The 14,410-nt window shown below is 65.3% G+C and carries 7 protein-coding genes; 5 read left to right on the forward strand and 2 right to left on the reverse strand.

Annotated features, from left to right (window positions below):
• The first annotated feature begins 350 nt into the window (after window positions 1-350).
• Window positions 351-10,916, forward strand: coding sequence for a VCBS domain-containing protein (locus tag FFM81_RS08005; protein ID WP_173883765.1), 10,566 nt, complete (start codon window positions 351-353; stop codon window positions 10,914-10,916).
• 517 nt (window positions 10,917-11,433) lie between these two features.
• Here the strand turns inward: FFM81_RS08005 and FFM81_RS08010 are convergent.
• On the reverse strand, window positions 11,434-11,607 hold the full coding sequence (locus FFM81_RS08010; protein ID WP_097532814.1) for a hypothetical protein: 174 nt from the start codon (window positions 11,605-11,607) through the stop codon (window positions 11,434-11,436).
• Window positions 11,608-11,733: 126 nt separating this feature from the next.
• Between FFM81_RS08010 and FFM81_RS08015 the strand changes: the two genes are divergently transcribed.
• Window positions 11,734-11,934: a hypothetical protein gene (locus FFM81_RS08015; protein ID WP_025416503.1), complete on the forward strand. Its 201-nt coding sequence runs from the start codon at window positions 11,734-11,736 to the stop codon at window positions 11,932-11,934.
• Between the two features lies 1 nt (window position 11,935).
• Window positions 11,936-12,145: a hypothetical protein gene (locus FFM81_RS08020; RefSeq protein ID WP_003564542.1), complete on the forward strand. Its 210-nt coding sequence runs from the start codon at window positions 11,936-11,938 to the stop codon at window positions 12,143-12,145.
• Between the two features lie 57 nt (window positions 12,146-12,202).
• Here FFM81_RS08020 and FFM81_RS08025 read toward each other — a convergent pair whose 3' ends face one another.
• Window positions 12,203-13,093 carry an SDR family oxidoreductase gene (locus FFM81_RS08025; RefSeq protein WP_138384113.1) on the reverse strand — a complete coding sequence of 297 codons (891 nt, stop codon included), beginning with the start codon at window positions 13,091-13,093 and terminating at the stop codon, window positions 12,203-12,205.
• A 93-nt stretch (window positions 13,094-13,186) separates the two neighbouring features.
• Here FFM81_RS08025 and FFM81_RS08030 point away from each other — a divergent pair, with 93 nt between their 5' ends.
• A complete protein-coding gene (locus FFM81_RS08030) occupies window positions 13,187-14,011 on the forward strand; it encodes a helix-turn-helix transcriptional regulator (protein WP_003564539.1) in 825 nt (274 codons plus the stop codon).
• A gap of 71 nt (window positions 14,012-14,082) precedes the next feature.
• Window positions 14,083-14,226 (forward strand): hypothetical protein, encoded by a 144-nt coding sequence (locus FFM81_RS32550; RefSeq protein WP_210271234.1) that lies wholly within the window; start codon window positions 14,083-14,085, stop codon window positions 14,224-14,226.
• Window positions 14,227-14,410: the final 184 nt, after the last annotated feature.

Consider the following 14,410-nt stretch of genomic DNA (forward strand, 5'->3'; position numbering starts at 1 on the left):
CCTGCGGCGTCGGCCTCCGCGATTACCGCCGCGCCAATCAGCGGCACGGTACCGAAGGGGAGGCCGGCGATCCGGTCTGGATCGCCGCCGGTGGCTAGCGCTGCGCTGACAAGAGCCTCTCTCGTAGCAAATTCGGAGAGAAATTTACTATTTCAAGAAAATCGTCTTCCATTTCAAAGTATATATGTTAACACTTTATTAGGAGTGTGGAGTATTCCGGTTGTGATTTAAGAAAATTTGGCGTTGTTGTCGGCAATACCGGCGCGGCGGCGCGTTATATCATGTCCTGTCGGTCTGATTGATCTTGAGTCGATACCTGGTTACTTGTTTTGAGTTATGGGGGTATTTTTATGGGTACGCAGAGCACCGGCGGTGGCAGCACGACTTCTTTCAGCAATACGCCGCAGGCGAATAATGACTCTTACATCTGGACGGAAGACCAGCTGCTCAGTCTCCAGCTCTACAATGCGGCCACCAAAACCATAACCCTTGACGTGATGTCGAATGATCTTGGCGGGAACGCCAAATCGCTCTTCTCCGTCGACGACGGAGATGGCAATCCCATTACCGCCGACTATGAGCTTCTTGCGAAAGACGTCGGAGCGAATGGGGCATCTGCCTGGGAGAAGAGCCTGCTCGGCAATTGGGTCAGGATCAACAATGGAAAGATCGAATACCGTCTGAGCGATGGAAGCGGTATCGCGGGCTCTGGCGCGGATATCAACACGCTGAATGCCGGTGAACTCCTCAAAGATAGTTTTGTCTACGCGATACGACTTGGCAATGGCACGCTGAGCGAGGCAAATGTCTCGATCTCGCTCACCGGCGCCAACGATGCGGCTTCGATCGTCGTCGATGCGACGGTGACCGACGACCGGGCGACGGTCGAGGCGGGTGCGGCCGGCAGCGGCGATCCGAATGCCTCCGGCAAGCTGACGGTCAGCGACGTCGATGACGGCGAGGCGGCGTTTGCCGCCCCGGCCTCGCTCAACGGCATCTATGGCAGCTTCACCTTCAATGCCGCCACCGGCAGCTGGAGCTATACGCTCGACAACAGCCGGGCAGCGACGCAGGCGCTCAACCAGGGCGACGCCGTCACCGACACGCTGAGCGTCAGCTCGCTCGACGGCACGGCCAGCCACACTATCGTCGTCGCCATCACCGGCGCCAACGATGCGGCTTCGATCGTCGTCGATGCGACGGTGACCGACGACCGGGCGACGGTCGAGGCGGGTGCGGCCGGCAGCGGCGATCCGAATGCCTCCGGCAAGCTGACGGTCAGCGATGTCGATGACGGCGAGGCGGCGTTTGCCGCCCCGGCCTCGCTCAACGGCATCTATGGCAGCTTCACCTTCAATGCCGCCACCGGCAGCTGGAGCTATACGCTCGACAACAGCCGGGCAGCGACGCAGGCGCTCAACCAGGGCGACGCCGTCACCGACACGCTGAGCGTCAGCTCGCTCGACGGCACGGCCAGCCACAATATCGTCGTCGCCATCACCGGCGCCAACGATGCGGCTTCGATCGTCGTCGATGCGACGGTGACCGACGACCGGGCGACGGTCGAGGCGGGTGCGGCCGGCAGCGGCGATCCGAATGCCTCCGGCAAGCTGACGGTCAGCGACGTCGATGACGGCGAGGCGGCGTTTGCCGCCCCGGCCTCGCTCAACGGCATCTATGGCAGCTTCACCTTCAATGCCGCCACCGGCAGCTGGAGCTATACGCTCGACAACAGCCGGGCAGCGACGCAGGCGCTCAACCAGGGCGACGCCGTCACCGACACGCTGAGCGTCAGCTCGCTCGACGGCACGGCCAGCCACAATATCGTCGTCGCCATCACCGGCGCCAACGATGCGGCTTCGATCGTCGTCGATGCGACGGTGACCGACGACCGGGCGACGGTCGAGGCGGGTGCGGCCGGCAGCGGCGATCCGAATGCCTCCGGCAAGCTGACGGTCAGCGACGTCGATGACGGCGAGGCGGCGTTTGCCGCCCCGGCCTCGCTCAACGGCATCTATGGCAGCTTCACCTTCAATGCCGCCACCGGCAGCTGGAGCTATACGCTCGACAACAGCCGGGCAGCGACGCAGGCGCTCAACCAGGGCGACGCCGTCACCGACACGCTGAGCGTCAGCTCGCTCGACGGCACGGCCAGCCACAATATCGTCGTCGCCATCACCGGCGCCAACGATGCGGCTTCGATCGTCGTCGATGCGACGGTGACCGACGACCGGGCGACGGTCGAGGCGGGTGCGGCCGGCAGCGGCGATCCGAATGCCTCCGGCAAGCTGACGGTCAGCGATGTCGATGACGGCGAGGCGGCGTTTGCCGCCCCGGCCTCGCTCAACGGCATCTATGGCAGCTTCACCTTCAATGCCGCCACCGGCAGCTGGAGCTATACGCTCGACAACAGCCGGGCAGCGACGCAGGCGCTCAACCAGGGCGACGCCGTCACCGACACGCTGAGCGTCAGCTCGCTCGACGGCACGGCCAGCCACAATATCGTCGTCGCCATCACCGGCGCCAACGATGCGGCTTCGATCGTCGTCGATGCGACGGTGACCGACGACCGGGCGACGGTCGAGGCGGGTGCGGCCGGCAGCGGCGATCCGAATGCCTCCGGCAAGCTGACGGTCAGCGATGTCGATGACGGCGAGGCGGCGTTTGCCGCCCCGGCCTCGCTCAACGGCATCTATGGCAGCTTCACCTTCAATGCCGCCACCGGCAGCTGGAGCTATACGCTCGACAACAGCCGGGCAGCGACGCAGGCGCTCAACCAGGGCGACGCCGTCACCGACACGCTGAGCGTCAGCTCGCTCGACGGCACGGCCAGCCACAATATCGTCGTCGCCATCACCGGCGCCAACGATGCGGCTTCGATCGTCGTCGATGCGACGGTGACCGACGACCGGGCGACGGTCGAGGCGGGTGCGGCCGGCAGCGGCGATCCGAATGCCTCCGGCAAGCTGACGGTCAGCGACGTCGATGACGGCGAGGCGGCGTTTGCCGCCCCGGCCTCGCTCAACGGCATCTATGGCAGCTTCACCTTCAATGCCGCCACCGGCAGCTGGAGCTATACGCTCGACAACAGCCGGGCAGCGACGCAGGCGCTCAACCAGGGCGACGCCGTCACCGACACGCTGAGCGTCAGCTCGCTCGACGGCACGGCCAGCCACACTATCGTCGTCGCCATCACCGGCGCCAACGATGCGGCTTCGATCGTCGTCGATGCGACGGTGACCGACGACCGGGCGACGGTCGAGGCGGGTGCGGCCGGCAGCGGCGATCCGAATGCCTCCGGCAAGCTGACGGTCAGCGACGTCGATGACGGCGAGGCGGCGTTTGCCGCCCCGGCCTCGCTCAACGGCATCTATGGCAGCTTCACCTTCAATGCCGCCACCGGCAGCTGGAGCTATACGCTCGACAACAGCCGGGCAGCGACGCAGGCGCTCAACCAGGGCGACGCCGTCACCGACACGCTGAGCGTCAGCTCGCTCGACGGCACGGCCAGCCACACTATCGTCGTCGCCATCACCGGCGCCAACGATGCGGCTTCGATCGTCGTCGATGCGACGGTGACCGACGACCGGGCGACGGTCGAGGCGGGTGCGGCCGGCAGCGGCGATCCGAATGCCTCCGGCAAGCTGACGGTCAGCGATGTCGATGACGGCGAGGCGGCGTTTGCCGCCCCGGCCTCGCTCAACGGCATCTATGGCAGCTTCACCTTCAATGCCGCCACCGGCAGCTGGAGCTATACGCTCGACAACAGCCGGGCAGCGACGCAGGCGCTCAACCAGGGCGACGCCGTCACCGACACGCTGAGCGTCAGCTCGCTCGACGGCACGGCCAGCCACAATATCGTCGTCGCCATCACCGGCGCCAACGATGCGGCTTCGATCGTCGTCGATGCGACGGTGACCGACGACCGGGCGACGGTCGAGGCGGGTGCGGCCGGCAGCGGCGATCCGAATGCCTCCGGCAAGCTGACGGTCAGCGACGTCGATGACGGCGAGGCGGCGTTTGCCGCCCCGGCCTCGCTCAACGGCATCTATGGCAGCTTCACCTTCAATGCCGCCACCGGCAGCTGGAGCTATACGCTCGACAACAGCCGGGCAGCGACGCAGGCGCTCAACCAGGGCGACGCCGTCACCGACACGCTGAGCGTCAGCTCGCTCGACGGCACGGCCAGCCACAATATCGTCGTCGCCATCACCGGCGCCAACGATGCGGCTTCGATCGTCGTCGATGCGACGGTGACCGACGACCGGGCGACGGTCGAGGCGGGTGCGGCCGGCAGCGGCGATCCGAATGCCTCCGGCAAGCTGACGGTCAGCGATGTCGATGACGGCGAGGCGGCGTTTGCCGCCCCGGCCTCGCTCAACGGCATCTATGGCAGCTTCACCTTCAATGCCGCCACCGGCAGCTGGAGCTATACGCTCGACAACAGCCGGGCAGCGACGCAGGCGCTCAACCAGGGCGACGCCGTCACCGACACGCTGAGCGTCAGCTCGCTCGACGGCACGGCCAGCCACAATATCGTCGTCGCCATCACCGGCGCCAACGATGCGGCTTCGATCGTCGTCGATGCGACGGTGACCGACGACCGGGCGACGGTCGAGGCGGGTGCGGCCGGCAGCGGCGATCCGAATGCCTCCGGCAAGCTGACGGTCAGCGATGTCGATGACGGCGAGGCGGCGTTTGCCGCCCCGGCCTCGCTCAACGGCATCTATGGCAGCTTCACCTTCAATGCCGCCACCGGCAGCTGGAGCTATACGCTCGACAACAGCCGGGCAGCGACGCAGGCGCTCAACCAGGGCGACGCCGTCACCGACACGCTGAGCGTCAGCTCGCTCGACGGCACGGCCAGCCACAATATCGTCGTCGCCATCACCGGCGCCAACGATGCGGCTTCGATCGTCGTCGATGCGACGGTGACCGACGACCGGGCGACGGTCGAGGCGGGTGCGGCCGGCAGCGGCGATCCGAATGCCTCCGGCAAGCTGACGGTCAGCGACGTCGATGACGGCGAGGCGGCGTTTGCCGCCCCGGCCTCGCTCAACGGCATCTATGGCAGCTTCACCTTCAATGCCGCCACCGGCAGCTGGAGCTATACGCTCGACAACAGCCGGGCAGCGACGCAGGCGCTCAACCAGGGCGACGCCGTCACCGACACGCTGAGCGTCAGCTCGCTCGACGGCACGGCCAGCCACAATATCGTCGTCGCCATCACCGGCGCCAACGATGCGGCTTCGATCGTCGTCGATGCGACGGTGACCGACGACCGGGCGACGGTCGAGGCGGGTGCGGCCGGCAGCGGCGATCCGAATGCCTCCGGCAAGCTGACGGTCAGCGATGTCGATGACGGCGAGGCGGCGTTTGCCGCCCCGGCCTCGCTCAACGGCATCTATGGCAGCTTCACCTTCAATGCCGCCACCGGCAGCTGGAGCTATACGCTCGACAACAGCCGGGCAGCGACGCAGGCGCTCAACCAGGGCGACGCCGTCACCGACACGCTGAGCGTCAGCTCGCTCGACGGCACGGCCAGCCACAATATCGTCGTCGCCATCACCGGCGCCAACGATGCGGCTTCGATCGTCGTCGATGCGACGGTGACCGACGACCGGGCGACGGTCGAGGCGGGTGCGGCCGGCAGCGGCGATCCGAATGCCTCCGGCAAGCTGACGGTCAGCGATGTCGATGACGGCGAGGCGGCGTTTGCCGCCCCGGCCTCGCTCAACGGCATCTATGGCAGCTTCACCTTCAATGCCGCCACCGGCAGCTGGAGCTATACGCTCGACAACAGCCGGGCAGCGACGCAGGCGCTCAACCAGGGCGACGCCGTCACCGACACGCTGAGCGTCAGCTCGCTCGACGGCACGGCCAGCCACAATATCGTCGTCGCCATCACCGGCGCCAACGATGCGGCTTCGATCGTCGTCGATGCGACGGTGACCGACGACCGGGCGACGGTCGAGGCGGGTGCGGCCGGCAGCGGCGATCCGAATGCCTCCGGCAAGCTGACGGTCAGCGACGTCGATGACGGCGAGGCGGCGTTTGCCGCCCCGGCCTCGCTCAACGGCATCTATGGCAGCTTCACCTTCAATGCCGCCACCGGCAGCTGGAGCTATACGCTCGACAACAGCCGGGCAGCGACGCAGGCGCTCAACCAGGGCGACGCCGTCACCGACACGCTGAGCGTCAGCTCGCTCGACGGCACGGCCAGCCACAATATCGTCGTCGCCATCACCGGCGCCAACGATGCGGCTTCGATCGTCGTCGATGCGACGGTGACCGACGACCGGGCGACGGTCGAGGCGGGTGCGGCCGGCAGCGGCGATCCGAATGCCTCCGGCAAGCTGACGGTCAGCGACGTCGATGACGGCGAGGCGGCGTTTGCCGCCCCGGCCTCGCTCAACGGCATCTATGGCAGCTTCACCTTCAATGCCGCCACCGGCAGCTGGAGCTATACGCTCGACAACAGCCGGGCAGCGACGCAGGCGCTCAACCAGGGCGACGCCGTCACCGACACGCTGAGCGTCAGCTCGCTCGACGGCACGGCCAGCCACAATATCGTCGTCGCCATCACCGGCGCCAACGATGCGGCTTCGATCGTCGTCGATGCGACGGTGACCGACGACCGGGCGACGGTCGAGGCGGGTGCGGCCGGCAGCGGCGATCCGAATGCCTCCGGCAAGCTGACGGTCAGCGATGTCGATGACGGCGAGGCGGCGTTTGCCGCCCCGGCCTCGCTCAACGGCATCTATGGCAGCTTCACCTTCAATGCCGCCACCGGCAGCTGGAGCTATACGCTCGACAACAGCCGGGCAGCGACGCAGGCGCTCAACCAGGGCGACGCCGTCACCGACACGCTGAGCGTCAGCTCGCTCGACGGCACGGCCAGCCACAATATCGTCGTCGCCATCACCGGCGCCAACGATGCGGCTTCGATCGTCGTCGATGCGACGGTGACCGACGACCGGGCGACGGTCGAGGCGGGTGCGGCCGGCAGCGGCGATCCGAATGCCTCCGGCAAGCTGACGGTCAGCGACGTCGATGACGGCGAGGCGGCGTTTGCCGCCCCGGCCTCGCTCAACGGCATCTATGGCAGCTTCACCTTCAATGCCGCCACCGGCAGCTGGAGCTATACGCTCGACAACAGCCGGGCAGCGACGCAGGCGCTCAACCAGGGCGACGCCGTCACCGACACGCTGAGCGTCAGCTCGCTCGACGGCACGGCCAGCCACAATATCGTCGTCGCCATCACCGGCGCCAACGATGCGGCTTCGATCGTCGTCGATGCGACGGTGACCGACGACCGGGCGACGGTCGAGGCGGGTGCGGCCGGCAGCGGCGATCCGAATGCCTCCGGCAAGCTGACGGTCAGCGACGTCGATGACGGCGAGGCGGCGTTTGCCGCCCCGGCCTCGCTCAACGGCATCTATGGCAGCTTCACCTTCAATGCCGCCACCGGCAGCTGGAGCTATACGCTCGACAACAGCCGGGCAGCGACGCAGGCGCTCAACCAGGGCGACGCCGTCACCGACACGCTGAGCGTCAGCTCGCTCGACGGCACGGCCAGCCACAATATCGTCGTCGCCATCACCGGCGCCAACGATGCGGCTTCGATCGTCGTCGATGCGACGGTGACCGACGACCGGGCGACGGTCGAGGCGGGTGCGGCCGGCAGCGGCGATCCGAATGCCTCCGGCAAGCTGACGGTCAGCGACGTCGATGACGGCGAGGCGGCGTTTGCCGCCCCGGCCTCGCTCAACGGCATCTATGGCAGCTTCACCTTCAATGCCGCCACCGGCAGCTGGAGCTATACGCTCGACAACAGCCGGGCAGCGACGCAGGCGCTCAACCAGGGCGACGCCGTCACCGACACGCTGAGCGTCAGCTCGCTCGACGGCACGGCCAGCCACACTATCGTCGTCGCCATCACCGGCGCCAACGATGCGGCTTCGATCGTCGTCGATGCGACGGTGACCGACGACCGGGCGACGGTCGAGGCGGGTGCGGCCGGCAGCGGCGATCCGAATGCCTCCGGCAAGCTGACGGTCAGCGACGTCGATGACGGCGAGGCGGCGTTTGCCGCCCCGGCCTCGCTCAACGGCATCTATGGCAGCTTCACCTTCAATGCCGCCACCGGCAGCTGGAGCTATACGCTCGACAACAGCCGGGCAGCGACGCAGGCGCTCAACCAGGGCGACGCCGTCACCGACACGCTGAGCGTCAGCTCGCTCGACGGCACGGCCAGCCACACTATCGTCGTCGCCATCACCGGCGCCAACGATGCGGCTTCGATCGTCGTCGATGCGACGGTGACCGACGACCGGGCGACGGTCGAGGCGGGTGCGGCCGGCAGCGGCGATCCGAATGCCTCCGGCAAGCTGACGGTCAGCGATGTCGATGACGGCGAGGCGGCGTTTGCCGCCCCGGCCTCGCTCAACGGCATCTATGGCAGCTTCACCTTCAATGCCGCCACCGGCAGCTGGAGCTATACGCTCGACAACAGCCGGGCAGCGACGCAGGCGCTCAACCAGGGCGACGCCGTCACCGACACGCTGAGCGTCAGCTCGCTCGACGGCACGGCCAGCCACACTATCGTCGTCGCCATCACCGGCGCCAACGATGCGGCTTCGATCGTCGTCGATGCGACGGTGACCGACGACCGGGCGACGGTCGAGGCGGGTGCGGCCGGCAGCGGCGATCCGAATGCCTCCGGCAAGCTGACGGTCAGCGATGTCGATGACGGCGAGGCGGCGTTTGCCGCCCCGGCCTCGCTCAACGGCATCTATGGCAGCTTCACCTTCAATGCCGCCACCGGCAGCTGGAGCTATACGCTCGACAACAGCCGGGCAGCGACGCAGGCGCTCAACCAGGGCGACGCCGTCACCGACACGCTGAGCGTCAGCTCGCTCGACGGCACGGCCAGCCACACTATCGTCGTCGCCATCACCGGCGCCAACGATGCGGCTTCGATCGTCGTCGATGCGACGGTGACCGACGACCGGGCGACGGTCGAGGCGGGTGCGGCCGGCAGCGGCGATCCGAATGCCTCCGGCAAGCTGACGGTCAGCGATGTCGATGACGGCGAGGCGGCGTTTGCCGCCCCGGCCTCGCTCAACGGCATCTATGGCAGCTTCACCTTCAATGCCGCCACCGGCAGCTGGAGCTATACGCTCGACAACAGCCGGGCAGCGACGCAGGCGCTCAACCAGGGCGACGCCGTCACCGACACGCTGAGCGTCAGCTCGCTCGACGGCACGGCCAGCCACAATATCGTCGTCGCCATCACCGGCGCCAACGATGCGGCTTCGATCGTCGTCGATGCGACGGTGACCGACGACCGGGCGACGGTCGAGGCGGGTGCGGCCGGCAGCGGCGATCCGAATGCCTCCGGCAAGCTGACGGTCAGCGATGTCGATGACGGCGAGGCGGCGTTTGCCGCCCCGGCCTCGCTCAACGGCATCTATGGCAGCTTCACCTTCAATGCCGCCACCGGCAGCTGGAGCTATACGCTCGACAACAGCCGGGCAGCGACGCAGGCGCTCAACCAGGGCGACGCCGTCACCGACACGCTGAGCGTCAGCTCGCTCGACGGCACGGCCAGCCACAATATCGTCGTCGCCATCACCGGCGCCAACGATGCGGCTTCGATCGTCGTCGATGCGACGGTGACCGACGACCGGGCGACGGTCGAGGCGGGTGCGGCCGGCAGCGGCGATCCGAATGCCTCCGGCAAGCTGACGGTCAGCGACGTCGATGACGGCGAGGCGGCGTTTGCCGCCCCGGCCTCGCTCAACGGCATCTATGGCAGCTTCACCTTCAATGCCGCCACCGGCAGCTGGAGCTATACGCTCGACAACAGCCGGGCAGCGACGCAGGCGCTCAACCAGGGCGACGCCGTCACCGACACGCTGAGCGTCAGCTCGCTCGACGGCACGGCCAGCCACAATATCGTCGTCGCCATCACCGGGGCAGATGATGGACCAGCTCGGCAGGCACCGATCGACATTAAGCTGACGCCTGTCGTTCCGGCGGATAGCGTCAACTTCAATAGTTTTGAATTCAGTGGTCTGCTGACGGCGACTGATGCCGACACAGGTGGATTCAGCTTCAGCATTGCTTCGCAGTCGAACCCGGGCTTGTTTTCGATAACCGGCAATACGCTGAGTTCGGATGCACTATCGACGAACGGTACATTTTCGGTGACGGTAACGGCGACGCAGACCGGTGATCCCATAGGGCCGGCCTTCGAAAAGACCGAGACATTCACGATTGTCACCGGTGGCAATGGCAACTCAGTGGATAGTCCGAACGGTGGAACGGGCGACGATGTGCTCTACGGCGGTGGCGGTAACGATATGATGTTCGGGCTGGGAGGTGACGACACTCTTTTCGGCCAAGACGGCAATGACACTCTCAACGGTGGTGCTGGTAACAACACCCTTACCGGGGGCGTGGGAAATGACACCTTCTTTTTACAAAGGTTTGCCACCACAACGAACCATATGACCGACTTCAATGCTGGGACGAATAGTACAACGGTGGACAGGTTCCAGTTAGACGTTGGAGGCGGCACGTTGGAGTTCGCCGTCGGCAACAACAATGCAAGTGTGGACAACGTGAAGGTGGGAAACAACGGCACGATCAATGTTGCCGGAACGGAGGTTGGCGTCAAAACGGACGTGAGCGTCACGAACGCAACCGTCCAGAGCACCATCAACGGTTACAGCAACATAACCACAGGGGCATTGTTCGTGTTCCACAATACGGATCTCGGCCATGCGGCGGTCTACTACGATCCGAACCCAAGTTCAGCCGGCGGCGCGGTGCTGGTTGCTGAATTCGACAACATCACGACCCTCGGCGGGCTTGCAAATTTCAACTCCGGCGACTTCTTGTTTGGCTGACGCGGTCTGTGATCACGAGCAGCATTGACCGCGCTCGCAGACGATGAGCTAAAAAGGCGCCGCAATCGTCTGGCTACGGCGGGAGCCTGATCCCGTTTCGCGAACGCCTCGCGCGCCGCCGTGCTTCCCCATTACTCGTCGGGGTCACGCCCGTCGATTTGGCCTCCGCGATCGGCGTTACCAGGATCAGCGGCACCGACCCGAAGGGCAGGCCGTCGACTGACCGGCGTGGCGGCTGAGCACGATGCGGGTTGAGGCTGCCGCTTCCCAATAGAGGTGGGAGGGTGGGAGAACGTCTCCTCCTCCTCCAATCCCCTCATCCCTGCGCTGGTCACAGGATCGAGCGCGCCCAAGTCTTTGGGCGCGGAAGTCTCTTCAAGCGTGCATTTGGCTGTTTACCGCGCGAACGCGCCGTGCCCGGATTCCTGTGGCGGGCACAGGAATCCGTGGGTGGAAGGCTCTCCTAGCATGGCTCCTCGGTGGTCTTTAGAATGTCAGGAACCAGCAGCATGCGCCCTCAATTGCTCCCGTCGTTCGGCCGCGCCTTGGCGCTGTCGTTTCTGCTGTCCGAGGTGGTTTTGCCGTCCGGCTGTTGGCCGAAATAGGTACCGCCAAGGTGGCCGCCGGCGCTGGTGTTCTTAACCTGCTGTTCGGCGCGTTTCTGGAGTTCACGGACGTTGGTCTTGCTCATCTTTCGGCTCCCTGTTTGAGGTTGCGACCTCGAGAGAACCAGTGGGGGACGACACTGTTCCAAATTTTGTGCGGGAACACTTGGCGCGCTTCCCGGTTTTTCCTACTCAACCAAGGAGAAACGACGATGGGCATGACAACCCCCAAGGATGGCGCTCCCGGCACCACAGATCAGTCTCCCCGATGGGAAGGCCCGAAGGAAAACACCCCGCGCGGCTATCTGAAAGCCAAAGACGATCCGGACCGCGATCGCGACGCGCATGGCGAAAACAACCGCGATCCCGAGACCAAGGACCTCGGCGACGCGCTGAAGCAGAAGGGTGAATGAGATGGCCAATCCCGAAAAAGACGCGGCCGGCCAGTTCGCAAAATCTCGGGCCGACCGGAAAAGCACGGGTGTTGCCAGCGCCAAGCCAACTGTCATCACCGGCTCGGAAGATGCGACGGTGCACAAGAACCCGCCCGGCAAGAAGAAGTCGGGCAAGGATTGGGACATCAATTACGATCCCGCCGATATGAACGAAGGCCGGATGCGCTAACCACATCGCATACAGAATTCGATTCATGCAACGCGGCTAGTCTTTGTTTTACATCCCTCAGTCGCCGAAATAGGCCGGGTGATCGATATCGGCGAGGAGGCCAGGCTGCTCCGGCTGCCAACCGATCAGCGCGCGGGTGTGAGCGCTCGAGGTCGGGACGTCGAAGCCGGCAAACATCGCAAACCAACCGAAATGCTCGGCCGCCTCTTCCGGTGAAAGTGAAACGACAGGCACATTCAGTCGCCGGCCGATCACCTCGGCAATCTGCCTGAACGGCACGCCCTCTTCGGCAACTGCAAGGAAGGGGCCGGCTTCGACGCCATGCTCCAGCGCCAGGCGATAGACCCTAGCAGCATCCAACCTGTGCACGGCAGGCCAGCGGTTCAGTCCTTCGCCTATGCAGGCCGAGACACCCTTTCGCCGGGCGGTGTCGATCAGGATCGGCACGAAGCCGTGATCGCCGCGGCCATGCACCGAAGGCGGCAGCCGCACGGTGGACGCGCGCACGCCGCGTGCGGCGAGCAATACCGCGGTGATTTCGGAGGCCCGCGGATAGGTCTCGGTGGTCGGCATGGGCGGGTCGTTCTCGGTGCCGACGCGACCCGGCGCATGGCCAAGGCCTGCCGTCACCAGCAGCGGCCGGCCGGAGCCATTCAGGGCTTCGCCGAGCGCCTCGATCGCGCGCCGGTCAAGGGCGCAATTCTCAGCGAATTTTGAGAAGTCATGGTTGAAGCCGGTATGGATGACGCCGTCGGCCTCGGCGGCACCGCGCTTCAGGCTTTCCCTATCCTCAAGCGTGCCACGGTGGACCTCGGCGCCGGCGGCCCTGAGCTCTTCAGCGCCCTTTTCCGATCGGGTAAGGCCTAACACCTGATGGCCGGCCGCGATCAGCTCGCTGACGACAGCCGAGCCGACCCAGCCGGTGGCTCCGGTTACAAATACACGCATATGCAAATCTCCGGTTTCGACAGGATGACACATATCGAGGCTTAGGGTATCATGGTAAAGTGGTGACATTATCATGGTATAAAGGCTAATAGGATGGGCGAATTCGTCGCCACCGACAATCTTCTCGGCAGCTATCTCAAGGACCGCCGCGCCAAGCTCGATCCCGCCGCCTTCGGTTTTGCGGCAGAGAGACGGCGCACGCCTGGCTTGCGCCGCGAGGAGGTGGCGAGCCGCGCAAATATCAGCCCGACTTGGTACACCTGGCTGGAGCAGGGACGCGGCGGGGCGCCGTCGGCCGATGTGCTCGACCGGATTTCGCGCGCCCTGATGCTGACAGATGTCGAGCGCGAGCATCTCTTCCTCATCGGCCTCGGCCGGCCGCCCGAGGTGCGCTACCGCAAAGAAGAGGGCGTGACGCCGCGCCTACAAGGCGTGCTCGATGCGCTGGATCCGAGCCCGGCGCTGATCCGCACCGCGATCTGGGATGTAGTCGCCTGGAACCGGGCGGCGACCGTGCTGCTGACCGATTACGGCGCGCTGCCTCCGCAAGAGCGCAACGTGCTGCGCTTCATCTTCCTCGATCCGCGCGTGCGCGCCGCCCAGTACGACTGGGAAAGTGTCGCCCGCTTCGTCGTCGCCGCCTTCCGGGTCGACGCGGCGCGTGCGGGTGCCGCTGCCGAGGTTGAGCCGCTGGTCGAGGAACTCTGCCGCAAGAGCCCGGAATTCCTGGCGATGTGGCGCGACAACGACGTGCGCACCCACGGCGAGGGCGCCAAACACATCAAACACCCGGTCCTCGGGCTCCTCTCCTTTGAGTATTCGGCCTTTCAGGTGGACGGCCGGCCGGACCTCAGCATGGTGGTGTACAACCCCGCGACGGCTGAGGATACGCAGAAGATCAATGGGTTGCTGGGGTGAGTGAGGGAATTTGATTATCCCCATGATGGGCCAATCCACCGCCGCAATCCGGACAAATCTGCAGTGATGGTGTGCATCAACGCTCACAATATTTGAGCCGGGGTGACAATTATACCGCGATCGAGATCAAGCGCCGTCCGGTCGATCTCAAGGAGATGATCCCGCCGGCGGAATTGATCGATCCCTCTTCATGGGGCTTTACCGTTAGCGACTAAGAGGTGGGTGGGCATTGATCACGTGCTGCCACAGGCGCGCGATGCTCGTCCTAACATCGCCCTGCCGAAGGATTGCGGGTTGAATAATTGTATTTGACCTTGTCAACTTATGTAAGTATATATTTCTAATATTGAATAAATTAAGGCGTGTTGGAAAGAAGTGTTCCGTGGCTATCCGAGTTCT

Source organism: Rhizobium hidalgonense, assembly GCF_005862185.2.
Taxonomy (GTDB): Bacteria; Pseudomonadota; Alphaproteobacteria; order Rhizobiales; family Rhizobiaceae; genus Rhizobium; species Rhizobium hidalgonense.

Excerpts from the sequence above, each read along its gene's own strand:
- FFM81_RS08020 (WP_003564542.1), top strand. The coding sequence starts at position 11,936 with ATGGCCAATCCCGAAAAAGACGCGGCCGGCCAGTTCGCAAAATCTCGG.
- FFM81_RS08015 (WP_025416503.1), top strand. The coding sequence starts at position 11,734 with ATGGGCATGACAACCCCCAAGGATGGCGCTCCCGGCACCACAGATCAG.
- FFM81_RS08025 (WP_138384113.1), bottom strand. The coding sequence starts at position 13,093 with ATGCGTGTATTTGTAACCGGAGCCACCGGCTGGGTCGGCTCGGCTGTC.
- FFM81_RS08010 (WP_097532814.1), bottom strand. The coding sequence starts at position 11,607 with ATGAGCAAGACCAACGTCCGTGAACTCCAGAAACGCGCCGAACAGCAG.
- FFM81_RS08030 (WP_003564539.1), top strand. The coding sequence starts at position 13,187 with ATGGGCGAATTCGTCGCCACCGACAATCTTCTCGGCAGCTATCTCAAG.
- FFM81_RS08005 (WP_173883765.1), top strand. The coding sequence starts at position 351 with ATGGGTACGCAGAGCACCGGCGGTGGCAGCACGACTTCTTTCAGCAAT.